The organism is Mycobacterium farcinogenes (assembly GCF_019739075.1).
Taxonomy (GTDB): Bacteria; Actinomycetota; Actinomycetes; order Mycobacteriales; family Mycobacteriaceae; genus Mycobacterium; species Mycobacterium senegalense.
Window position 1 is genome coordinate 1,486,839 of record NZ_CP081673.1, and the last position, 22,209, is coordinate 1,509,047.

Annotated in this window: 18 protein-coding genes and 2 pseudogenes; 11 read left to right on the plus strand and 9 right to left on the minus strand. The window is 66.9% G+C overall.

Annotation, left to right across the window (positions count from 1 at the left end):
* Window positions 1-5 precede the first annotated feature (5 nt).
* Entirely contained in the window at window positions 6-254 is a 249-nt protein-coding gene (locus K6L26_RS06950; RefSeq protein WP_076112070.1) for a DUF2630 family protein, read from the minus strand.
* Window positions 255-285: 31 nt separating this feature from the next.
* On the opposite strand from K6L26_RS06950, the gene K6L26_RS06955 reads away from it, so the two are divergent.
* The 4 genes from K6L26_RS06955 (at window position 286) to arfC (ending at window position 2,615) form a co-directional block, all read left to right on the plus strand.
* Window positions 286-648, plus strand: coding sequence for an FKBP-type peptidyl-prolyl cis-trans isomerase (locus K6L26_RS06955; RefSeq protein ID WP_019349026.1), 363 nt, complete (start codon window positions 286-288; stop codon window positions 646-648).
* Window positions 649-766: 118 nt separating this feature from the next.
* Entirely contained in the window at window positions 767-1,822 is a 1,056-nt protein-coding gene (gene arfA / locus K6L26_RS06960; RefSeq protein WP_064896932.1) for a channel-forming protein ArfA/OmpATb, read from the plus strand.
* A gap of 11 nt (window positions 1,823-1,833) precedes the next feature.
* Complete coding sequence (gene arfB / locus K6L26_RS06965) at window positions 1,834-1,989, plus strand: channel accessory protein ArfB (RefSeq protein WP_019349024.1); 156 nt, start codon at window positions 1,834-1,836, stop codon at window positions 1,987-1,989.
* Window positions 1,986-2,615, plus strand: coding sequence for a channel accessory protein ArfC, sunset domain variant (gene arfC / locus K6L26_RS06970; RefSeq protein ID WP_064896930.1), 630 nt, complete (start codon window positions 1,986-1,988; stop codon window positions 2,613-2,615). The genes arfB and arfC overlap by 4 nt, the downstream gene beginning before the upstream one ends.
* 17 nt (window positions 2,616-2,632) lie before the next feature.
* Here the strand turns inward: arfC and K6L26_RS06975 are convergent, their stop codons facing one another.
* Together K6L26_RS06975 and prrA are read right to left on the minus strand one after the other, a co-directional pair.
* Window positions 2,633-3,973, minus strand: coding sequence for a sensor histidine kinase (locus K6L26_RS06975; protein ID WP_019344026.1), 1,341 nt, complete (start codon window positions 3,971-3,973; stop codon window positions 2,633-2,635).
* 4 nt (window positions 3,974-3,977) lie between these two features.
* Entirely contained in the window at window positions 3,978-4,697 is a 720-nt protein-coding gene (gene prrA, locus K6L26_RS06980) for a two-component system response regulator PrrA (protein ID WP_076112068.1), read from the minus strand.
* A gap of 85 nt (window positions 4,698-4,782) precedes the next feature.
* Between prrA and K6L26_RS06985 the strand changes: the two genes are divergently transcribed.
* The 3 genes from K6L26_RS06985 to K6L26_RS06995 are packed head-to-tail and all read left to right on the plus strand — an operon-like array spanning window position 4,783 to window position 10,433.
* Window positions 4,783-6,663, plus strand: coding sequence for an ABC transporter ATP-binding protein (locus K6L26_RS06985; protein ID WP_036392119.1), 1,881 nt, complete (start codon window positions 4,783-4,785; stop codon window positions 6,661-6,663).
* A 36-nt stretch (window positions 6,664-6,699) separates the two neighbouring features.
* Window positions 6,700-8,595 carry an ABC transporter ATP-binding protein gene (locus K6L26_RS06990; protein ID WP_221852865.1) on the plus strand — a complete coding sequence of 632 codons (1,896 nt, stop codon included), beginning with the start codon at window positions 6,700-6,702 and terminating at the stop codon, window positions 8,593-8,595.
* The gene (locus tag K6L26_RS06995) at window positions 8,592-10,433 is read left to right on the plus strand and encodes an ABC transporter ATP-binding protein (protein ID WP_064896926.1); all 1,842 of its coding nucleotides are present in this window, start codon (window positions 8,592-8,594) and stop codon (window positions 10,431-10,433) included. The genes K6L26_RS06990 and K6L26_RS06995 overlap by 4 nt, the downstream gene beginning before the upstream one ends.
* Before the next feature lie 26 nt (window positions 10,434-10,459).
* Here the strand turns inward: K6L26_RS06995 and K6L26_RS07000 are convergent, their stop codons facing one another.
* The 3 genes from K6L26_RS07000 to K6L26_RS07010 are packed head-to-tail and all read right to left on the minus strand — an operon-like array spanning window position 10,460 to window position 13,794.
* The gene (locus K6L26_RS07000; protein WP_064896924.1) at window positions 10,460-11,767 is read right to left on the minus strand and encodes a DUF1254 domain-containing protein; all 1,308 of its coding nucleotides are present in this window, start codon (window positions 11,765-11,767) and stop codon (window positions 10,460-10,462) included.
* A gap of 16 nt (window positions 11,768-11,783) precedes the next feature.
* Entirely contained in the window at window positions 11,784-12,902 is a 1,119-nt protein-coding gene (locus K6L26_RS07005) for an epoxide hydrolase family protein (RefSeq protein WP_064896978.1), read from the minus strand.
* Window positions 12,903-12,954: 52 nt separating this feature from the next.
* A complete protein-coding gene (locus K6L26_RS07010; protein WP_064896922.1) occupies window positions 12,955-13,794 on the minus strand; it encodes a LuxR C-terminal-related transcriptional regulator in 840 nt (279 codons plus the stop codon).
* Between the two features lie 59 nt (window positions 13,795-13,853).
* On the opposite strand from K6L26_RS07010, the gene K6L26_RS07015 reads away from it, so the two are divergent.
* Together K6L26_RS07015 and K6L26_RS07020 are read left to right on the plus strand one after the other, a co-directional pair.
* The gene (locus tag K6L26_RS07015) at window positions 13,854-15,551 is read left to right on the plus strand and encodes an AMP-binding protein (protein ID WP_064896920.1); all 1,698 of its coding nucleotides are present in this window, start codon (window positions 13,854-13,856) and stop codon (window positions 15,549-15,551) included.
* Entirely contained in the window at window positions 15,548-17,164 is a 1,617-nt protein-coding gene (locus K6L26_RS07020; RefSeq protein WP_064896918.1) for an AMP-binding protein, read from the plus strand. The genes K6L26_RS07015 and K6L26_RS07020 overlap by 4 nt, the downstream gene beginning before the upstream one ends.
* On the opposite strand, the pseudogene K6L26_RS07025 reads toward K6L26_RS07020, so the two are convergent.
* Window positions 17,161-17,931: pseudogene (locus K6L26_RS07025) on the minus strand (asparaginase); the annotation flags it as partial. The gene K6L26_RS07020 and the pseudogene K6L26_RS07025 sit on opposite strands and share 4 nt — an antisense overlap.
* A gap of 1 nt (window position 17,932) precedes the next feature.
* Here K6L26_RS07025 and K6L26_RS07030 point away from each other — a divergent pair.
* A pseudogene (locus tag K6L26_RS07030) lies at window positions 17,933-18,181 on the plus strand (IS30 family transposase); the annotation flags it as partial.
* A 54-nt stretch (window positions 18,182-18,235) separates the two neighbouring features.
* On the opposite strand, the gene K6L26_RS07035 reads toward K6L26_RS07030, so the two are convergent.
* The gene (locus K6L26_RS07035) at window positions 18,236-18,988 is read right to left on the minus strand and encodes an IclR family transcriptional regulator (RefSeq protein WP_064896916.1); all 753 of its coding nucleotides are present in this window, start codon (window positions 18,986-18,988) and stop codon (window positions 18,236-18,238) included.
* Window positions 18,985-20,424: an APC family permease gene (locus tag K6L26_RS07040; RefSeq protein ID WP_064896914.1), complete on the minus strand. Its 1,440-nt coding sequence runs from the start codon at window positions 20,422-20,424 to the stop codon at window positions 18,985-18,987. The genes K6L26_RS07035 and K6L26_RS07040 overlap by 4 nt, the downstream gene beginning before the upstream one ends.
* Window positions 20,425-20,692: 268 nt before the next feature.
* Here K6L26_RS07040 and K6L26_RS07045 point away from each other — a divergent pair, with 268 nt between their 5' ends.
* Window positions 20,693-22,192 carry an aldehyde dehydrogenase family protein gene (locus K6L26_RS07045; RefSeq protein ID WP_064896976.1) on the plus strand — a complete coding sequence of 500 codons (1,500 nt, stop codon included), beginning with the start codon at window positions 20,693-20,695 and terminating at the stop codon, window positions 22,190-22,192.
* Window positions 22,193-22,209: the final 17 nt, after the last annotated feature.

The window sequence follows — 22,209 nt, forward strand, 5'->3', positions numbered from 1 at the left end:
GCCGGTCAGCCTCGATAGCCTTCGACCTCGTCGGCCCCGCGTTTCTGGGCCAGGCCCGGATCCTGTCCCGTGTCACGCAGCGCGCGGCGCTGCCGCAACAGGTCCCAACACTGGTCGAGGGCGACTTCCAGCGATCTCAGTCGTTGCTGCTCTTCGGATTCGTCGATTTCCCGTCGCTGCAGTTTGGTCCGGAGCTCCTGCTCTTCGGCAACGAGTCGGTGAACTTCGGCGAGGATGTCTTGATCTTTGGCCACACACCCAGTCTGCCGGACTACCGTTGATCAGGTGAGTACAAAACCTGACATCGAGTTTCCCGAGGGCCCTGCCCCTGCCGAATTGGTCATCACCGACCTGGTGGTCGGCGACGGTGCCGAGGCAGTGCCCGGCGGCACTGTCGAGGTGCACTACGTGGGTGTTGAATACGACTCCGGTGAGGAGTTCGACAGCTCGTGGAATCGCGGAGAGTCCATTGAATTCCCATTGCGCGGCCTAATTCAGGGCTGGCAGGACGGAATTCCCGGCATGCGGGTCGGCGGTCGTCGTCAACTCGTCATTCCGCCTGCCCAGGCCTATGGTCCTGCGGGTTCGGGGCATCGACTTTCGGGCAAGACGCTGATCTTCGTGATCGATCTGCTCGGCGTCCGTTGACGTTTCCGTAGGTTCGGAAAGTGTTGGCCGAACCTAACCGTTGATTTCCATTTGCTGCTACCGTCAACCTGTTTCGCTGCTGTAGATAACTGTTCGACGACTTCAGGGGGTGCCCAAAATGTCGAGTTCGGACGAATCTCGGACAATCACAGGCTGGCAAACAGCCTCAAAGTTATATCGGCGACCACCCGGTGTGGGTTGGTTGTTGGCGCTTGCGGCAGTTCCGTTGTTGCTGGGGCTGATCGGCTGGGGCGGGCTCGACCGCTCGCAGAAGAACGCCGATGTCACGCTTCCCGACGTGAATCCCACAGCGACCTTGACCGCTCCAGAGGTGAATGCCCCGGACGCCAACGCGCCCAATGTCAATTTGCCGAATCTCTCCTTCGCGCCGTTGTCGATCGCCCGTAACGGCAACGATTTCACCCTCACCGGTGACCTTCCGGATGCCGCTGCCAAAACCGCATTGCTGGATTGGCTGCGCGGAAAATTCGGCGCCGACGTCAATCTCGTCGACAACCTCAACTTGCGTCCGGGTGTGAACACCCCCGACGTGTCGGCACTGGGCAAGGTGTTCGACGCTGCGGCCGAGGGCATTCCGGACTTCAACTTCAGCGTCGACGGTGACACGTTGACGCTCACCGGTACCGCGCCGTCGGCGGAGGTGCGGGATGCGGTCGAGGCGGCCGCCAAGGAGGCGTGGCCGAACATCAAGCTGGTCAACAACATTCAGATTGCAGCCGCACCGCCTGCTCCCGCGCCTCCGGCCCCCGGGGCGCCTGGCGCACCGGGCGCTCGGGGTGGCACGCCCGGACCCTGTGCGGCGCTGCAGGGCGATGTGAGTGCCCTGCTGCGGACTCCGATCAATTTCAGCACCGACGGGTTCGCCGTGGCGCCGGCATCGCAGCAGCTGCTGACGCAGGTGGCCGACAAGCTCAAGTCGTGTGCGGGCGCGCGGGTGACCGTCACCGGTTACACCGACAGCTCGGGCAACGACGCGATCAACGTGCCGTTGAGTGGTAACCGCGCCAAAGCTGTTGCCGATTACCTGGTTTCGCAAGGCCTGGCCGCTGATCACGTGACGTCGTCGGGCGCGGGTTCGGCGAATCCGATCGCCAGCAACGACACGCCCGAAGGCATGGCGCAGAACCGCCGCGTCGAGATCACGGTCAACTAGGGAGATTCGACATGGACTTCGTAATCCAATGGTTGTGGTATCTGCTCGCGTTCGTGGTGGGATCGCTGGTCGCCTGGTTGATCACCGTGGTGACCGTCAAGCCCACCAGTGAGGAAGAGGCGTTCGCCGAACTGCCCGGCTCGCGTGAGATTGGAGCGGGACGATGAGTGATGTGAACTGGTGGTTGATGGCCCTGGCCTTCGTGCTCGGGCTGGTGTTGACGCTGGCGCTGACCCTGCGCAGGGTCAAGCGGGAAGTGCCGGTCTACGGTGCCCTCGGTCGTCGTCCCGACACCGCGGCGGGAGCCGGCACCGGGGCCAAGGCGGCAGCCGCCGGTGGAACTGCCGCCGGTACAACGGCTGTCACCGATGACGCGACGACCAGGCTGCCCAAGGTCGGTGCGGGTGACGAACCCACCACGCAGCTGCCGAAGGTCACCAGCCCCGGTGCCGCGGCGGCGGGTGCGGCTGCCGCCGGTGCGGCGGGGGCAGCGGGGGCGGCCAAGTTCGCCTCCGGCGGTGGTGCCCACGAGGCCCCCGACGATGAAGCGGGCGAGGACGTCAAGGTGGTCGAGGAGACGCCGTACGGTGCCGGCTCGGTCCGGGTCTCGGGTGCGGGCACCCCGAAGGGCTATCTTATCAAGGGCAACGAGGATTCGATGCTCTATCACTCGCCGGAGAGCCCGTCCTACTCGGTGACCATCGCCGAGATCTGGTTCGCCGATGTGGAATCCGCCGAGAAAGCCGGCTTCAACCGGTGGGACAGCGGCAAATCCCAACGCGAGAAGAAGTAACCCCTCTCGCGAAACAACTAGTGCGGGCCGGGCAGCCGTAGCAACAGGCGCGCCCCGCCCAGTGGGCTCGATTCCAGCGATGCTGTGCCGCCGTGCAATTCGGCCTGCTGGGCCACCAACGCCAAACCGAGCCCGGACCCCAGCCGCGATGCCGTCGATCCACGGGAGAATCGGTCGAACACCATTTCGCGTTCTTCCTCGGGCACTCCCACCCCGTCGTCGTCGACGGCGATCTCCACGCCCTCGCGGGAGCTCACCGCCGACAACTGCACTCGTGTGGCGCCGCCGTGCTTGACGGCGTTGGCGATGGCGTTGTCGACGGCCAGTCGCAGGCCGGTCGGCAGCCCGATGATGATCACGGTCGGCGACGGTGCCAGCGAAACCTCGAGGTCGGGGTAGACCCGCATGGCGTCGTGGGCGGCGCGGTCGAGCAGCTCGGTGATGTCGACGGTGACGTGGTCGTCGGTGGTGGACAGCTCGCCCTGGGCGAGGCGTTCCAGTGCGCCGAGGGTGGCCTCGATCCGCGACTGGGTGCGGATGACGTCGCTGACGACTTCCTTACGTTGATCGTCGGGCAGGTCGAGGGTGGACAGTACTTCCAGGTTGGTGCGCATCGCGGTCAGCGGCGTCCGTAGCTCGTGGGCGGACACCGACGCGAAGTCGCGGGCCGAGGCCAGCGCGGCCTTGGTGCGGTCCTGCTCCTTCCAGATGCGTTGCAGCATGCCGTTGACGGCGTCGGCGATCTCGACGGCCTCGCTGGCGCCGCGTACTTCGACGTCGGGAGCCTCGTCGCCGGCCTCGATCTCGCGGGTCTGCTCGGCCAGTCGTTTGAGCGGGCGGACCGCGAATGCGGCCAGCACCCAGCCCAGTACGGTGGCCGCCCCGACGGCGAAGACGCAGATGATGATCACCCGGCGATGCAGGTTGTTGGTGTCGGCGATGGTGGCGTCGTAGGTGGCGCCGACGGCCACCCACATCGGTCCGGGCGCGGGGATCTGCACGGTGCGCACCCGCCAGCGCACGCCGTCGATGTAGGTGTCGGCGTAGCCGTCGGGCAGTTCGGGCAGCACCACGTTCGAGTTCGACGAGACGTCCCCGGCCTGCCGGACCGTGATCACCGCGTCCTGATCGCTGGGGGAGCGGGGGATTTCGCCCAGGCCGCGGGGCAGGAATGGAATCGCGAATCCGGCGGCCTCGTCGAGGCGGCGGTCCAGCCGTTCCTTGCGGTCGTTGGTGATGCCGACCCAGACGATGGTGCCGACGATGACGACGACGATTGCCGCACCGATGGCGGTGGCGAACGCGACCCGGGTCCGCAGCGACGGTGTGCGGCGGAAGATCCGGGTCAGCGGTCGCATGTCGCTATTGCGTCCTGAGAACGAATCCGACCCCGCGGACCGTGTGCAGCAGTCGCGGCGCGCCGCCGGCTTCGAGTTTGCGGCGCAGGTAGCCGATGAACACGTCGACCACGTTGGTGTCGGCGGCGAAGTCGTAGCCCCAGACCAGTTCCAGCAACTGCGCGCGGGACAGCACGGCGGTCTTGTGCTCGGCCAGCACGGCCAGCAGGTCGAACTCGCGCTTGGTCAGGTCCACGTCCACACCGTTGACGCGGGCGCGGCGGCCCGGGATGTCGACTTCGAGCGGTCCGACCTGGATGGTCTCCGAGGAGAAGGTGGCCGACGCGCCGCGGCGGCGCAGCAGGGCCTTGACCCGGGCCACCAGTTCTTGCAGCACGAACGGTTTGACCAGGTAGTCGTCGGCGCCGGCTTCCAGGCCGGCCACGCGGTCGTCGACGCTGCTGCGGGCCGAGAGCACGCAGACCGGCACGTCGTTGTCCATCGCGCGCAGCGCGGTCACCACGCTCACGCCGTCGAGGACGGGCATGTTGATGTCGAGCACGATCGCGTCCGGGCGGGTCTCGGTGGCGCTGCGCAGCGCCTCGGCTCCGTCCACGGCCGTCGAGACGGTGAACCCGGACAGCCGCAGCCCGCGTTCCAGCGAGGCGAGCACGTCGGGGTCGTCGTCTACGACGAGGACCCGGGGCGAGGCCATGCCACCGGTAGCGCTATCCATGCCCGCCATCTTGCCCGATGACGGGCGGCGAATCGCGTAGGCACCCAGGGAAGTCTTTGACCTCAATAATTGTTCAGGTTTTACGGTGATGCGCATGAGTATGGAAACGGTGGCCAGGCAGTCGCTGTATCGGCAGGCCCACGCTCGGGAGGGTGACCTGCGCGCGCTGGCCGATCGGAAGCTGTTGTCGCGGATCTGGCGGTTCTCCGCCCGCCACCACCGCAGGCTGGGCTGGTTCGTCGCGATCAGCGTGGTCAGTGCGCTCCTGACGGTGACGACGCCGGTGCTGGCCGGCCGGGTGGTCGACGCGATCACCCAGGGCGGGCCGGCGTCGACGGTCGTGGTCCTGGCCGCGGTGATCGCGGCGGTGGCGCTCGCCGAGGCCGGGGTGGCCCTTTTGACCAGGTGGTTGTCGTCGAACATCGGCGAAGGCCTGATCCTGGATCTGCGCACCGCGGTGTTCGACCACGTGCAGCGCATGCCGGTGGCGTTCTTCACGCGCACCAGGACCGGTGCCCTGGTCAGCCGGTTGGGCAACGACGTGATCGGAGCCCAGCGAGCGTTCTCCGACACGCTCTCGGGCATCGTCGCCAACGTCGTGACCCTGACGCTGACGCTGGTGGTGATGCTCAGCATCTCCTGGCAGATCACGCTGTTGTCGCTGGCGCTACTGCCGTTGTTCGTGCTGCCGGCCCGGCGCATCGGTGCCCGGATGGCCGGGCTGTCCCGTGAGGCGGCCGCCCACAACGCCACGATGAACACTCAGATGACCGAACGGTTCTCGGCCCCGGGCGCCACCCTGGTCAAGCTGTTCGGCAGCCCGGACAACGAGTCGCGTGAGTTCGCGGTGCGTGCCGACCGAGTGCGTGACATCGGGGTGCGTACGGCCATGTTGCAGTCGACGTTCATGAACTCGCTGACGCTGATGTCGGCGCTGGCCCTGGCATTGGTCTACGGGCTGGGCGGGGTGCTGGCGATCGGCGGGCAGTTGCAGGCCGGCGCGGTGGTATCGCTCGCGCTGCTGCTGACCCGGCTGTATGCGCCGCTCACCGCGCTGGCCAACGCGCGGGTCGAGATCGCCAGCGCGCTGGTGTCGTTCGAGCGGGTCTTCGAGGTGCTGGACCTGGTGCCGCTGATCGCCGAAGAGCCTGACGCTGCCGAGGTACCGGCCGGCGCCGTCCGGGTCGAGTTCGACAGGGTGAGGTTCTCCTACCCGTCGGCGGACAAGGTGTCGCTGGCGTCGCTGGAAGAGGTCGCGACGCTGGACGACCGCGGTGGCGACGAGGTGCTGCACGGCATTTCGTTCACGGCCGAGCCCGGTCAGATGGTGGCCCTGGTCGGATCGTCGGGGGCCGGCAAGTCGACCATCGCCTCGCTGGTGGCCCGGCTCTATGACGTCGACTCCGGTTCGATCAAGCTCAACGGCGCCGATGTGCGGGACGTGACGTTCGCGTCGCTCAAAGACACCGTCGGCATGGTGACCCAGGACGGGCATCTGTTCCACGAGTCGATCCGGGCCAACCTGCTCCTGGCGGCGCCGGACGCTTCCGAGGACCAACTCTGGGAGGCGCTGCGCCGGGCCCGGCTCGATGAGGTGGTGGCGGCGATGCCCGACGGCTTGGACACGGTTGTCGGTGAGCGCGGATACCGTCTGTCCGGAGGGCAGCGGCAGCGGTTGACCATCGCGCGCCTGCTGTTGGGACGATCACGGGTGGTGGTGCTCGATGAGGCGACTGCGTCGCTGGACTCGGCCTCGGAGGCCGCCGTGCAGCAGGCCCTCGCCGAGGCGCTGGGCGGCCGGACGTCGCTCGTCATCGCGCACCGGTTATCGACGGTCCGGGCCGCCGATCTCATCCTGGTCGTCGAGGGTGGTCGCATCGTCGAACGCGGCACCCATCGCGAGCTGCTCGCCCGCGGCGGTCGCTACGCCGAGCTGTACGACACGCAGTTCTCCGAGGAGGTCCCCGCCGCGTGAGGTTAATCGCTTGCCCCTGATGGGAAGATTGATCCAGTGAGTCACCCCGCGATCGCCCCGTCTCCGAAGCGGATCCGGACCAGTTCAGATCTGCGGCGGCTGTTGCCCTACCTGTTGCCGTACCGGGCCCGCTGGATCGTGATGGTCGTGGTCGCGGTGGTCAGCCTGGCCGCGACGGTGGCGATCCCACTGATGACGAAGGCCGTGATCGACGGTCCGGTGCGCCATCAGGATCAGCACGGGCTGTGGGTGCTGGGTTCGGCCGCGGTGGCGGTCGGCATCTCCGAGGCGGTGCTGTGGTTCATCCGGCGCTGGATGGTCGCCCGCGCCACCATGGGGGTTGAGGCCGACATCCGTAAGGATCTCTACGCCCGGCTGCAGATTCTGCCGATGAGCTTCCACGGCCGCTGGCAGTCCGGGCAGCTGCTGTCGCGGGTGATGAACGATCTGTCGACCATCCGCCGGTTCCTGTCCTTCGGGCTGGTGTTCCTGATCCTCAACGCACTGCAGATCATCGTGGTGACGTCGATCCTGCTGGCCATGTACTGGCCGCTGGGTGTGGTGGTGCTGGTGTCGATCGTGCCCATCGCCGCCACCGTGTTGCATTTCGAGCGCGAGTACACCCGGTTGTCGCGGCTGGCGCAGGACCAGACGGGCCACGTGGCAACCCATGTCGAGGAGGCCGCGCTCGGGCTTCGGGTGGTCAAGGCATTCGGCCGGGAGGATTACGTCTTCGACCGGTTCGACGAGCAGGCCACCCAGCTGTACGACACCCAGTTCGCCAGGGTGAGCGTCTCGGCGAAGTTCTGGACGCTGCTGGAGGTGATCCCGAATCTCACGCTGATCGTGGTGCTGGGTTTCGGTGCGTATGCGGCGGGCCACGGCTACGTCACTATGGGCACGCTGGTCGCCTTCATCACGATGATGCTGTCGTTGGTGTGGCCCATCGCCTCGCTCGGGTTCCTGCTTTCGATGACGCAGGAGTCGTTCACCGCCGCCAACCGCATCGCCGAGATCTTCGACGCCCCGGTTGAGATCGCCGACGGCCCGGTGTCCCGACCGCCGCGGGGTGGCCGGCTGGAGCTGCGCGATGTGGGTTTCAAGTTTCCCGACGGGGATGACTGGGCTTTGCGACATGTCGATGCGGTGGTCGAGCCCGGGCAGACGCTGGCGCTGGTCGGGGCCACGGGGTCGGGCGAATCGGTTCTCGCCGCGCTGTTCTCGCGGCTCTACGACGTCACCGAAGGTCAGATCCTGATCGACCGTCGCGACATCCGGGAGCTCAGCCTGCCGGCGCTGCGGCAGACGGTGGCCACCGCATTCGAGGATCCGACGTTGTTCTCGATGTCGGTGGCCGAGAATCTGCGGCTCGGTCGGGCGGACGCGACCGACGAGCAGTTGGAGCAGGCCGTCGAGATCGCGGCCGCGCAGTTCGTCTACGAGCTGCCGTTCGGTCTGGACACCCGCATCGGCGAGCAAGGTATGAGCTTGTCCGGTGGGCAGCGCCAACGTCTTTCGCTGGCTCGGGCGATCCTGGCCGCACCCAAGATCCTGGTGCTCGACGACACGTTGTCAGCGCTGGACGTGCACACCGAGGCGGTGGTGACCGAGGCGCTGGGCCGGGTGCTGCGCGGGGTCACGGGCGTCATCGTCGCGCACCGCGCCTCGACGGTGCTGCTGGCCGACAAGGTGGCGCTTTTGCAGAACGGCACCATCACCCACATCGGAACACACGCCCAACTGCTGGCGCAGGTACCGCAATACCGCTACCTGCTGGCCGCCGACGACCAACTCGACGACGCGTGTGAGCGCAGTTGCGAGTGGGAGGACGACGAGGAATTGGGCCGGTTGCAGCGCGGGCATGATGAACGTGCGGCCATCGACGAGGCGGGCGAGCCGCCGCGCTTCGGTGCGGAGGTGCAGCGTCGATGACGACGACCGAATGGCGCGGCCAGGTGGTGGATGACGAGTCCGACAGTGCGCTCGGCAATTCCGCCCTGCCGATCGATGAGAGCGTGCCCCGCCGCCGTGAGGCCCGTGAGCTGCTGTTCTCGTTGCTGCGCCCGTACCGTTGGACGGTCGCGGTACTGGCGCTGGTGGTCATCGTGGAAAACGCTGCCCGGCTGTCGGTTCCGATCCTGGTGCAGCGCGGTATCGACCGCGGCATCCCGCCGATTCTTCAGGGCGGCCCGGCCCGCGAACTGATGCTGATCGTCGGCACGCTGTGCGCGGTGGTGATCGTGCAAGCGGTCAGCCGGATGTTCTTCCTGCGCCGCTCGGGACGCATCGGCCAGCGGGTGTTGCTGGAGTTGCGGCGTCGCGTGTTCCGCCATTTCGGCAAGCTCGATGTGGCTTTCCATGACCGCTACACGTCGGGGCGGGTGGTGAGCCGGTCCACCAATGACGTCGAGGCCATCCAGGACATGCTGGAAACCGGATTCGACAGCCTGATCACCGCGGTGCTGACGCTGTTCGGCACAGCGGTCCTGTTGGTGGCGCTCGACTGGCGGCTGGGCCTGATGTGCCTGGCCGCGTTCCCGATCCTGGTGGCCCTGGTGTGGTGGTTCCGCAACGAGTCGGCCAAGACCTACCGCCTGGTGCGCGAGAGCGCTGCGTTGGTGATCGTGCAGTTCGTCGAGACCATGACCGGCATCAAGGCCGTGCAGGCCTACCGGCGTGAGCCGCGCAATCAGGAGATCTTCGACGACGTCGCCGACGGGTACCGGGCCATCAACGAGAAGACCTTCAAACTGCTGGCTGTCTTCATGCCCGGGGTCAAGCTGGTCGGCAACTTGACCACCGGGGTGGTGTTGCTCTACGGCGGTTACCGGGTGCTGCACGGTGAGATGACCATCGGCACGCTGGCTGCGTTCCTGCTGTACCTGCGGATGTTCTTCGAGCCGATGCAGGAGATCTCGCAGTTTTTCAACACTTTCCAGTCGGCGTCCTCGGCCCTGGAAAAGTTGGCCGGGGTGCTGGCGCAGCAGCCGGCCATCGCGGATCCGGAGCGGCCGGTGGAGCTGCCGGACCCCAAGGGCGACATCGGGTTTCACGGCGTCCGGTTCGAGTACACGCCGGGCCGCCCGGTGCTGCCCGGGTTGGAGCTCTCGGTGCCCGCCGGTCAGACCGTGGCGCTGGTGGGCACCACAGGTGCCGGCAAAACCACCATCGCCAAGCTGATCGCCCGGTTCTACGACCCGACCGCCGGTTCGGTGACGCTCGATGGCGTCGACCTGCGTGAGCTGGCGCAGTCAGAGCTGCGCCGCCACGTCGTGATGGTCACCCAGGAGAACTTCATGTTCTCCGGCACGGTCGCCGACAACATCCGGTTCGGGCGGCCCGAGGCCACCGATGCCCAGGTGCGGGCGGCGGCTGCTGCGGTCGGAGCCGACCGGTTCATCGAGACGCTGCCCGAGGGATACGACACCGATGTGGCCAAGCGCGGTGGCCGGCTCTCGGCGGGGCAGCGTCAACTGGTGGCGTTCGCCCGGGCGTTCCTGGCGGATCCGGCGGTGCTGATCCTCGACGAGGCGACGTCCTCGCTCGACATCCCGAGCGAACGAATGGTGCAGCGCGCGTTGGAAACCGTGCTGGCCGACCGCACCGCCCTGGTGATCGCCCATCGGTTGTCCACTGTGCAGATCGCCGACCGGGTGCTGGTGCTCGAGCACGGCCGCATCGTCGAGGACGGGGCACCGGCGGAGTTGATCGGCCGCGCTGACGGCGCCTACGCCGCGCTGCACCGGGCCTGGGTCGATTCCCTGGCCTGACACCCTCTGTGTGCGGTGTGAGCCGGCTAGAGCTTTTCGATGTCGGGCAGTGTCCAAGTTTTGTCGAACAGGGCCGGTTTCGGCCCGTACAGCCGGAACAGCACCTCGAATCGGCCGCCCGGGTTTGTCGGAATCCAGTTGGATTCCCGGCCTTTCGGGGCTTCGGCGCCGAGAAATATGTCGATGGATCCGTCCGGGTTGACGGCGAGGTCAGGCCGGTGCGATGACCGGCTGCCGTACGGTTGATCCCGGATCAGGGCGTGGGTGGCGCGGTCGTAGACGGTGGCCGACCAGTAGAGCGAGACCGGTGGGTCGGCGGGCACCCGCAGCCGATAGGTGGCCGCTCCGTCGAACGCCTGCCCATCGGCATCGGCGATGGCCATCACGTAGAACTGCCCCTGCCCAATGTGTTTGGCGCTGAAGTAGATGAAGGAGTAGAGGATTCCGCGGTCGTCGACGGGGTAGCCGGCCGGGTCGGCGAATCCGGTCTGCATGCCCTGGATCACCTCGGGTGAAGCGGGCAGGGCCCAGTGGGTCCCCTCGAAATACGGCGAGGTGAAGAACCGCGGATAGTTGGCGTCGAGCCAGTCGTGTGCCTCGGCGGCGGCCGCCTCGAGCACCGCCTTCAACTCGTCGTCGGGTTCGAACAGCTTGCCCTGCTCGATGCCGATCGAAGCGAGCATCGAGATCATCACCCGGTCCCGTTGCAGCCACGGCTCACGTTGCACGAACTGGTCGAGCAGCTCGAAGTAGCGGAACCCGTAGGGAATCGTGCTGTCGTACACCGCATCTGCGGCGTCGATGAAGCTGGTGGATTCCGGCTCGGACAGCGGATGACACTTGATCCGATTGCCGTAGGCGGCTGCCGCGGCGACGTCGGCGTCGTCACTGGATGCGATGTTGGCGCGCAACGCCCCGAAGCCGGTGTAGGTGGCCGATTGCAGCGGGATATGGCCGTCGGGGACGGCGCCGTCGTACCCCGGAGGCAGGATCAGGTACTTGCCGCCCTTGCCCTTGTCCACACCGGCGGGCCCGACGTCTTCGAGTGCTTCCTGCCAGCCGTTGTCCACCGATCCGGTGATCGAACCACCCTCGGCCGGAGGTATTTCCAGCACCACCGGCCCGGCCTGGGTGTTGTAGAACGGGAAGAAGTAGAGGGTGTCCGGGTTGGGCGTCAGGGTCTGGTTCTTCCAGTCCGGCAGCCGGGACCAGAACACCACCTGGTTGTCGCCCGCGCCGACACCGGCCGCCGCCTCACGCAGCAGTTCGAAGTTGACGGCGGGCATACCCCAGATGACGGCCTGGACAGCGCGCGCACGCACCAGAGGATCCATACCGAAGACGCTAGTCTCAGCGCACGGTGTCGAAGAAGGTCGACACATCCTCGACGAACAACTCGGGCTGCTCGAAGGCCGCGAAGTGCCCGCCGCGCGGCATCGTGGTGAAGTGCGTGACGTTGTAGCCCGTCTCGCACCAGCTGCGCGGAGCCCGCAGGATCTCCAGGGGAAACGACGCGATCCCGGTCGGCAGGCTGACGTATTCGCCGCCGCCCCAGGTGCTGTGGCTCTCCCAGTACAGCCGGGCCGACGAGGCCGCCGAGGCGGTGAGCCAGTACAGCATCACGTTGTCGAGCATCTCGTCCTTGGACACCACGTTCTCGGGATTTCCGTCGCAGTCCATCCAGGACCAGAACTTCTCCACGATCCAGGCCAGCTGCCCGACGGGGGAGTCCACCAGGCCGTAGCCGAGCGTCTGCGGACGGGTGGACTGCTGCTTCATGTAGCCCGAGTCCCATTTGCGGTAGTAGTCGATGCGGGCCAGCGCCTTCTGCAGGTCCTCGGTCATCTCGCCGATGCCGTCGGCCGGCGGCGCTGCGATCGGCATGTTGACGTGGATGCCCACGCACGATCCGACGTTGCGGCCGATCTGTGTCGTCACCGCGGCACCCCAGTCGCCGCCCTGCGCGCCGTAGCGTTGGTAGCCCAGCCGCGTCATCAGGGTGTCCCAGGCCTGCGCGATCTTCTCGATGCCCCAGCCGGTCGCAGTGGGCTTGCCGGAGAACCCGTACCCGGGCAGCGACGGGCACACCACGTCGAATCCCGCCTCGGTCAGCGGCTCGATCACCTTGTGGAATTCGACGATGGATCCCGGCCAGCCGTGGGTGATGACCAGCGGGAAAGCGTCCTCGCGTCCGGACCGCTGGTGGATGAAATGGATGTCCAGGCCGTCGATCTCGGTGGTGAAGTGGTCGAAGCGGTTGAGCGCGGCCTCCCGGGCGCGCCAGTCGTAATCGTTGGCCCAGTAGGCGGCCAGCTCCTTGGTGTAGTCCAGCGGGATGCCCTGGTTCCAGTCCTCGACACATTCCGCCTCAGGCCATCGAGTTCGATTCAGCCGGGCCTTGAGGTCGTCGAGGTCGGCGTCGGGGATGGCGATGCGGAATGGATTGATCGATTGGTCACTGGAGGTCATGCAGGCCATCCTGCCAGCGCGAAGTGGCGCGATCTTCAGCGCATGTGTTCGGTCAGGGGATCTGACGCAGCCGGCGGGCCTTGGACACCGCCTCGTGCCGATTGCGGGCTCCGAGTTTGGCCGCCGCGCTGCGCAGATAGCTCTTCACGGTTTCAGGCTTGAGGGAAAGCCGCTGGGCAGCTTCGGCATTGGTGCAGCCCAGGGCGACCTGCGCGAGTACGTCGACCTCGCGGGCGGTCAGCGGAGCGCTGGCCGGCGGGTCGCCACGCAGCGCTACCGCCAAGCGGTCGGCGAGCTCGCGCAACGGCCCGGCCAGGTCTGGGGTGTCGGCGGCCAGCCGGCGCAGGTCGGCGTGCACTTCCCGGATCTGTTCGGCATCCGCGGGCTGATCGGCGAAGTTGGTCAGTGCGGCCTCGCGCATGCGCAGACGCCGGTCCACCTCATCGCGTACCCGCAGCTCCTCGCTCAACCGTTGCGCCGAGGCCACCATCGCGGCCGCGGTCCGTCCGCCGATCGGGGCACTGGTGCGGTGTGCGCCGTACAGCACGGCCCGCGCCTGGCCGTCGACGACTACCGGCACCGCCAGGATGGATCGGATGCCCTCGGACAGCACCGGCTCGTCGTAGTCGTGGGTGATGGTCGACGCGCGCCGATAGTCGGGGACCGAGATGGGGCGCCGCGACGCCACGCTGGCTCCGCCCAGCCCGGCGCGAGGCAGCACCGCCAGCCCGCGCATGGCGCCGGTCCGGGTGCCGAAGAACTCGCTCAACAGCAGGGTGTCCTCGTGGACCTCCCCGCCGAAGGCCAGCGGAAGGCCGGTGTCAGTGGCCATCCGGCGCAGCTCGGCGCGCACCGCGTCGGTGTCACGCGGTCGGAGCAACCAGGGGCGCATCGTCGGTACACACTTTCGGGGGTAGCGGGCGGGCCAGTGTGACGTAGAGCATAACTGGCATGGATTCCGCCGCGAGCAACACAGACCGCTACCGCAGGGCCCGTGACCAGCTGGTTGCCGGCATCGCGGACTACGAGAAGGCCGTCGAGGACTTCGCCTGGCCGCAGATCAGCGGCACCTTCAACTGGGCGGTGGACTGGTTCGACACCTTCGCCAGGAGCAACGACCGCACGGCGCTGTGGATCGTCGAGGAGGACGGTTCCGAGCAGCAGGTGACTTTTGCCGAGATGGCGCAGCGGTCCGACCGGGTCGCGACGTGGCTGCAGGGGCTCGGGGTGACCAAGGGGGACCGGGTCCTGTTGATGCTCGGCAATCAGGTCGAGTTGTGGGAGGCCATGCTGGCCATCGCCAAGCTGGGCGCGGTCATCATGCCGACCACCGGGGCGCTGGGGCCGGCCGATCTGGCCGACCGCATCGTGCGCGGTGGGGCCCGCTTCGTCATCGTCAACACCGCCGACACGGTCAAGTTCGCCGACGTGGCCGGGGACTACGTGAGGATTGCGGTCGGTACGGCGCCTGCCGGGTGGCACAGCTACGCCGACGCGCAGGACGTGCCGGCGCGTCGATTCGAGGCGTGCACCACAGTCGATGACCCGATGCTCATCTACTTCACCTCGGGCACCACCAGCAAGCCCAAGCTGGTCGAGCATTCCCAGGTGAGCTACCCCGTCGGGCACCTGACGACGATGGCCTGGATCGGGGTGCGGCCCGGCGACGTGCACCTGGCGATCAGCTCGCCCGGCTGGGCCAAGCACGCCTGGAGTTGCTTCTTCGCGCCGTGGATCGCCGAGGCGACGATCTTCGTCTACAACTACACGCGCTTCGATGCGTCAGCACTGTTGGGTCAACTGCGCCGCGCCCGCGTCAACACGTTCTGTGCTCCGCCCACGGTATGGCGCATGTTGATCCAGGCGGATCTGGGGGAGCGTCCCGAGGGATTGCGGGAGATCCTCGGTGCCGGTGAGCCATTGAACCCCGATGTGATCGCCCAGGTCGAAAAGGCCTGGGGCCTGACGATTCGGGACGGGTTCGGCCAGACCGAGACGACGTTGCAGGTGGGCAACACCCCGGGACAGCCGGTGAAGCCGGGGTCGATGGGCCGGCCCATGCCGGGAGTGCCGGTGGTGCTGGTAGATCCGATCTCCGGCGACCTGGCCGACGAGGGGGAGATCTGCCTGGACCTGGCACAGCAGCCGCGCAACCTGATGACGGGCTATCTCGATGACCCGCAACGCAATGAAGCTGTGATGGCCGGCGGTTACTACCACACCGGCGACGTCGCCAGTCGTGACGCCGACGGCTACATCACCTACATCGGCCGCACCGACGACGTGTTCAAGTCCAGTGACTACAAGGTGTCGCCGTTCGAGTTGGAAAGCGTGCTGATCGAGCATCCGGCCGTGGTCGAGGCGGCAGTGGTGCCGCAACCCGACGACACTCGGCTGTCGGTGCCCAAGGCGTACGTCGCGCTGGCCGACGGCTGGGAAGCCAATGCGGCCACAGCGAAAGACGTCATGGCCTATGCCCGGGATCATCTCGCCCCGTATCTCAAGGTGCGCCGGGTCGAGTTCTTCGACCTGCCCAAGACGATCTCGGGCAAGATCCGCCGCGTCGAGCTGCGTAAGCGTGAAGATGCGGCTCATCAAGCGGGCGAACCGATTTCGACCGAATTCCGATATGAGGACCTACTGGGATGAAATCCTACGATGCCGGACCGACCGAGCTGCCGGTGCTCGAAGAGACCATCGGGGTGAACTTCGAGCGGATGGTGGCGACCGGGCCCGATGCGGACGCGCTGGTGGAGGTGGCGACGGGGCGGCGCTGGACCTACGCCGAGCTCAACGACGAAGTCGACGCGGTGGCACGGGGTCTGATGGCTTCGGGTGTGCAGAAGGGCGATCGTGTCGGCATCTGGGCGCCGAACTGCGCCGAATGGGTCGTGCTTCAGCTCGCGACGGCCAAGATCGGCGCGATCCTGGTCAACATCAACCCCGCGTACCGCACCCACGAACTGGCCTACGTACTCAAACAATCCGGCATCCGGACCTTGGTGTCGGCCACCGCGTTCAAGTCCTCCGATTACGTGACGATGGTGGCCGAGGTGCAGGCGGATTGCCCGGCGCTCAAAGACGTCATCTTTCTCGGCACCCTGGACTGGGACCGGTTGCGCACCGAGCAAGCCGACGACGCCGCGTTGCGGGCCCGGATCGGCGAACTGTCCAACACTGACCCGATCAACATCCAATACACCTCGGGGACAACCGGTTTCCCCAAGGGGGCGACGCTCAGCCATCGCAACATCCTCAACAACGGGTTCTTCGTCGGCGGCCTGATCAATTTCGACCGCGGTGACCGGGTGTGCATCCCGGTGCCGTTCTACCACTGCTTCGGCATGGTTATGGGCAACCTCGGTGCGCTGACCCACGGTGCGACGATCGTGATTCCCGCACCGGGCTTCGATCCCGGCATCACGTTGGCCGCCGTCGAATCCGAGCGGTGCACCGCGTTGTACGGGGTGCCGACGATGTTCATCGCCATGTTGGGGCATCCCGATTTCGCCCAATTCGATTTGTCCTCACTGCGAACCGGCATCATGGCGGGCTCGGTCTGTCCGGTCGAGGTGATGAAACGGGTGGTGGCCGACATGCACATGGCCGAAGTGGCCATCTGCTACGGCATGACCGAAACGTCGCCGGTGTCGTGTCAGACGCTGGTCGACGACGACCTGGAACGTCGTACCGCGACCATCGGGCGGGCCCATCCGCACCTTGAGGTCAAGATCGTCGATCCGGGCACCGGCGAGACGGTGGAGCGCGGGCAGCCCGGTGAATTCTGTACCCGCGGTTACTCGGTGATGCTGGGCTATTGGAACGAGCCGGGCAAAACCGCCGAGGCCATCGACCCCGACGGTTGGATGCATACCGGCGATCTGGCGGTGATGCGCGAGGACGGCTACTGCACGGTGGTCGGTCGGATCAAGGACATGGTGATCCGCGGCGGGGAGAACGTCTATCCCCGGGAGATCGAGGAGTTCCTCTACACCCATCCCGACATCGACGACGCCCAGGTGATCGGTGTGCCGGATGCCAAGTACGGCGAGGAGGTCTGCGCCTGGGTCCGCATGAAGCCAGGCCGTACGCCGCTGGACGCCGAGGCGTTGCGGGCCTTCGCCGCCGGCAAGCTGGCGCACTACAAGATTCCGCGCTACGTGGTTGTGGTGGACGAGTTTCCGATGACGGTCACCGGAAAGATCCGCAAGGTCGAGATGCGCGAGGCGAGCGTCAAGCTGCTCGGCCTCAGCGACGCTTAGCCCCAGCGTTTGATCACGTCGCCCACCGGCTTTGCGGTGGCCAGCGCGGCCATCATCAGCACCCGCGCCTGGCTCGGCCGAAGGTGGGGAACCATCACCGCGCCGGCCTTGACCATGTCGTCGCCGGGACCGTACTCGGCGATCACCTCCCCGGTGGGGACTCTGCTGGAGATCCCGAAGGCCACCCCGGCCGGTGCGTGCCGGCGTACCGCGTCCACTACGCCCTCACCGGCGTTTCCGGATCCCAAGCCCTCCAAGATGATTCCGCGGGCACCCGCGGCCACGGCCGCATCGATGGGGCCTGGGCCATCGCCCGGGTAGGCCGCGACGACACTGACCCTCGGTGCACTGGCCGCGGGGATGTCGGCGACGAAGGGCCGTTGCGCGGGGTGGTCCAACGTGAAGGTGTCCTCGGCGACCGACCCGATCGGTTCCGTGCCGCCGAACGCTTTGAGATCCTGGGTGTTCACCTTGTGGGTTCCCAACGCCTGAAAGACATCTCCGGCGAATGCGATCAGCACCCCTTGGTCGCGGGCGGCGGGGCTGGACGCCACGGTCAGCGCGTTGCGCAGATTGGTGGGCCCGTCGGCATCCGGGGCGTCGGAGCTGCGCTGCGCCCCGGTCAGCACGATCGGTGCCGGCCCGTTGTAGGTGACGTCCAGCCACATCGCCGTGTCTTCCATGGTGTCGGTGCCGTGGGTGATGACCACGCCGGAGGCGCCGTCGGCCACCGCCTTCTTGGCCGCGGCGCCGATCGCATCCCAGTCCGCCGACCTCGACATTTACTTCTGCGACCCGCACTCTCCATGGCAGCGCGGCACCAACGAGAACACCAACGGACTACTGCGCCAGTACTTTGCTAAAGGCGCTGATCTCTCGATCTTCCCGGCCGACTACCTCGACTACGTCGCCGCCAAACTCAACACCCGACCCCGCAAGACCCTCGGCTGGAAAACGCCCGCCGAAACCCTCGACGCACTACTCTGCAACCCACTCAATCCAACCGCTGTTGCATAGACGCCTTGAACCCAAGGGCGAATTTACGCACACAAGCCGACGTTCGGCCCGCTCTCACGCCAACAGTGGGCCCAATTGCGTCGCACACTCCCGCAATACCGGGATCTGGCGTTCCAGCAGCTGTTCCTGGTCGGCTCGTCCGGACATCGCGACCGCGGCCACCAGCGCCCCGGCAGCTGAACGGACCGGCACCGCGACACACGCCGATTCCTCACGCAATTCACCGCTCTGGGTGGCGGCGTCGCCACTGCGGACGGACTCCAGCTGGGCTGTCAGCGCCGACCTGGATGTCACGGTGCGGTCCGTCAGTGCGCTCAGCGGGTAGGTCAGCAGAGCATCGGCATCGCGCTTCTCGGCCAGCAGCAGCTTGCCCACCGCGCAGGCGTACAGATGATGGTTGAGTACCGATTCATCGGCCGGCGGCGGATATTCGGTGTCGGCATCGGCGATGCGCACGGAGGTGTTGGTGAAATAGAACAGGTGTACCCCGAATCGCACGGACAGGCGCAGGTCGGCGAGCGTGTCCCGGGCGGCCGAGCACACGGTCGGTGAGACCGCGGCGTCGATCAGGACGCCCATCCGCGGTCCGAGCGAAAACCCGGACAGGTCGGGAAGGCGCACGATATAGCCGTCGGCGACAAGGAGATTCAACAACCGATAGGTGGTGGCTGACGGCATGTTCAGCCGTGCGGCGATCTCTTTGGCGGTCACGCCGGCCCCGGCCAGTGCGACTGCCTCGAGCACTTGTAGCGCACTCTGGACGGCCTTGGGCTGCCGGCCCGACAGTGCGCCGTCCGCCGGGCTCATCGGCGCACCTCCCACGGGTTGTAGTCGGCGAACACGTCGCCGGAAACGGTTTCGTCGAAGACGCCGACGCGTTCGGTGAGGTCCGGCAGGGTGCGGCGCCTGATGGTGAAAACCGCGAAACCCGTTGCCAGCAGCCCAGCGTAGACGGCGGTGGCTATCCACACCGGTGATTCGACGGTCAGCGCGGCCCAGCCGATGATCGCGACCATCATCGCGGCGGTGGACAGGCCCAGGACAAGTGGTGTCCGGGTGAGTTCGCCGATCCGCCGCAGGAAGGCCGGGGCGGCCAGACATACCAACAGATATGCCCCGATGTAGCCGTGCGCCGACACGGCCAGCAGGCCGACGAGCACCTCTCGGCTGGAGCCGGTGATGAACAGATAGCCCACCGGAACCGCGACGATGACCGGCATCGCAAGGCACAGCGCGACGTGCGGTGTTCGGTATACCGGGTGGGCCCGCCCGAACCGCTCGGAGACGACGCCTTCGCGGCCCATCGCGAACAACGTGCGCGACAAAGCGGTCGTCGAGCCGATCACGCAGGCGAACCACGATGCGGTGATACCCATTTCCATCACGATGGACAGAGCGGTCGACGCGGTGCCCGCCGATTCCGGCAGCCTCAGCACGATGGGCACCGAACCGATTCCGGCGCGGATGCTTCCGGTGGACTGCATGGCGGCGGCGAACGTGTAGAGCACCCCGAGGGCGAGGGGAGTCCAGCGGATGGCCCGCGTAACGGTGACGAAGGGGCGCTGGGCTTCCCGAGCCACCGTGCTCGCGCTCTCGAATCCGACATACGACGTGATGGCCAGCAGCAGGGCGAAGCCCAGCGCCGGATGCGGTTCACCGACAGGCGCTTTCGGCGGGTCATGGCCCCCGGCGACCAACCCGCTGAAAGCGACCACGAGCACCGCTGCGGCAGCGGCGATGGCGAAGACCTCGACGCTCAGCGAGGTCAGCGCGGAGAGTCGGATGCCCCGCACCATCAGAGTCAGTGCGACCACACCGACGACGACGGCCAATACCGCCACGGTCACCTCGGTGTCGGGCACACCGATCCGGCTCAACAGGACGGTGAGATAGCTTGCGGCCCCGAGCGTGCTGGCCATCGCCGCGCCCGCGTATCCGATCACCACCGACCAACCGGCGGCGATGCCGGGAAGCGGTCCGAGGCCCTTCACCGTGTAGCTGTACAGGCCGCTGACCGCGACCATCCGGGTCGAGAACTGCGTCGCGCAGTAGCCGACCGCGGTCATCAGCAGCGCTGTCACTACGAAAACCGGCAGTGTCGCCCCACCGGCGGCCGGCATGACCAGCGCCGGCAACGTCACCATGACGGCCGACGGTGCCACCGCCGACACGGACTGGCCCAGCACCTGCGTGAATGACAGTTGCGCGCGCCGGAGGCCGGAGACCGGCGAGCGGCTCTTCATCCCTTCTCGGGGCGCCGGTTGCCGTCTCACCCGTCGCAAGGTAGCCCATCGAGCGGTGCTCCGACAGCGCAAATGCAAGAAAAACTTCAAATGAGAATCCGTGGAGTTGGCGACACCGCTACCGGCCCGTCTGAAGCAAGTCAGCTGTGCTTTCCGAACGGCTCGAATGAGAATTGCCGGACGAAGTCAAATGAGAATGAAAAACGGCGAAATACCCATTCCGAATAAGTGGTGACGCGCACCACATCACAGCGTAAGTATGACTTCCATGACATCCGTGCTCAGCTCAGAACTGGACCCGCGCACCGTCGATTTCATCTCCGCGCCGCGCCAGATGTTCATCGACGGACACTGGGTCGACGCGTTGTCCGGGCGGCGGTTCGACACCCTCGATCCGGCCACCGAACAGGTGATCACCACGGTGCCGCACAGCGGCCCCGACGATGTCGAGCGGGCGGTCGCAGCGGCTCGGCGGGCCTTCGAGACCGGGCCATGGCCGGCGATGACCCCGGCCGAGCGCCAGCGGATGCTGTGGCGCGTCGCCGAGGGTATCTCGGCCCGTGCCGACCAGTTCGCCCAGTTGGAGAGCATCGACAACGGCAAGTCCGTGGCGGTCGCCAAGGCCGTCGACGTCACCTGGGCCGCCGAGATCTTCTACTACTACGCCGGTTGGGCCACCAAGATCGAGGGGCGCACCATTCCGGTGTCGGTGCCATGGGCTTCGGGGGCCAGATTCCATGCCTTCACGCTGCGCGAGCCGGTCGGGGTGTGCGCTCAGATCACGCCGTGGAACTTTCCGCTGGTGATGGCCGCTTTCAAGGTCGCGCCCGCGTTGGCCTGCGGTAACACCGTCATCCTCAAGCCGGCCGAGCAGACGCCGCTGACCGCGCTGCTCCTTGCCGAGGTGATCGCCGAAGCCGGCATCCCGCCGGGTGTGGTCAACGTGTTGACGGGTTTCGGGGACGTGGGGGCCGCGCTGTCCGCGCACGCTGATGTCGACAAGGTGGCCTTCACCGGTTCCACCGAGGTCGGCCGCAAGATCGTCAACGCGGCGTCGGGCAACCTCAAGAAGGTGTCGCTCGAGCTCGGCGGAAAGAGCCCTCAGGTGGTCTTCGCCGATGCCGATCTTGAGGCGGCGATTCCCGGAGTAGCCGGCGGTTTCTTGTTCAACCACGGTCAAACCTGCACGGCCGGCACCCGCCTGCTGGTCGAGGACACCATCTTCGACGAGTTCACAGCGGGCGTCGCCGCGCACGCCGCCGGGTTCCGGATCGGTCCCGGCCTGGACCCCGCCAACGACATCGGGCCGCTGGTCTCACGTGAGCAGCTCACCAAGGTCACGGGTTATCTGGACGGCGGGATCGAGCAGGGGGCCCGGGCGCTGACCGGTGGCGGCCGGCACGGTGATACCGGCTTCTATGTCGAGCCCACCCTGCTGGTCGACGTGCGGCCCGACTTCGACGTGTACCGGGAAGAGATCTTCGGGCCGGTCGCCGTGGCGGTTCCGTTCAACCGCGAACGCGGGGTGCGGCAAGCCGCGAACGACACGCCGTATGGGCTGGCGGCCAGTGTGTGGACCCGCGACGTGTCGACGGCGCACCGGGTTGCCGCTGAGATCAAGGCGGGCACGGTGTGGGTGAACTGCCACAACGCGTTCGATACCGCCCTTCCGTTCGGTGGCTACAAACAATCCGGCTGGGGTCGCGAGCTCGGTGAGGGCGCGATCGCGGAATACACCCAGACCAAAGCCGTCAATATTGCGCTGTGATTTCCGCGCCAAATGAG

Bases quoted from the DNA above. Each gene is read 5' to 3' on its own strand.
- arfA (WP_064896932.1), top strand. From the start codon at position 767: ATGTCGAGTTCGGACGAATCTCGGACAATCACAGGCTGGCAAACAGCC.
- arfB (WP_019349024.1), top strand. From the start codon at position 1,834: ATGGACTTCGTAATCCAATGGTTGTGGTATCTGCTCGCGTTCGTGGTG.
- arfC (WP_064896930.1), top strand. From the start codon at position 1,986: ATGAGTGATGTGAACTGGTGGTTGATGGCCCTGGCCTTCGTGCTCGGG.
- K6L26_RS06975 (WP_019344026.1), bottom strand. From the start codon at position 3,973: ATGCGACCGCTGACCCGGATCTTCCGCCGCACACCGTCGCTGCGGACC.
- prrA (WP_076112068.1), bottom strand. From the start codon at position 4,697: ATGGCGGGCATGGATAGCGCTACCGGTGGCATGGCCTCGCCCCGGGTC.
- K6L26_RS06985 (WP_036392119.1), top strand. From the start codon at position 4,783: ATGAGTATGGAAACGGTGGCCAGGCAGTCGCTGTATCGGCAGGCCCAC.
- K6L26_RS06995 (WP_064896926.1), top strand. From the start codon at position 8,592: ATGACGACGACCGAATGGCGCGGCCAGGTGGTGGATGACGAGTCCGAC.
- K6L26_RS07000 (WP_064896924.1), bottom strand. From the start codon at position 11,767: ATGGATCCTCTGGTGCGTGCGCGCGCTGTCCAGGCCGTCATCTGGGGT.
- K6L26_RS07005 (WP_064896978.1), bottom strand. From the start codon at position 12,902: ATGACCTCCAGTGACCAATCGATCAATCCATTCCGCATCGCCATCCCC.
- K6L26_RS07010 (WP_064896922.1), bottom strand. From the start codon at position 13,794: ATGCGCCCCTGGTTGCTCCGACCGCGTGACACCGACGCGGTGCGCGCC.
- K6L26_RS07015 (WP_064896920.1), top strand. From the start codon at position 13,854: ATGGATTCCGCCGCGAGCAACACAGACCGCTACCGCAGGGCCCGTGAC.
- K6L26_RS07020 (WP_064896918.1), top strand. From the start codon at position 15,548: ATGAAATCCTACGATGCCGGACCGACCGAGCTGCCGGTGCTCGAAGAG.
- K6L26_RS07035 (WP_064896916.1), bottom strand. From the start codon at position 18,988: ATGAGCCCGGCGGACGGCGCACTGTCGGGCCGGCAGCCCAAGGCCGTC.
- K6L26_RS07040 (WP_064896914.1), bottom strand. From the start codon at position 20,424: ATGAAGAGCCGCTCGCCGGTCTCCGGCCTCCGGCGCGCGCAACTGTCA.
- K6L26_RS07045 (WP_064896976.1), top strand. From the start codon at position 20,693: ATGACATCCGTGCTCAGCTCAGAACTGGACCCGCGCACCGTCGATTTC.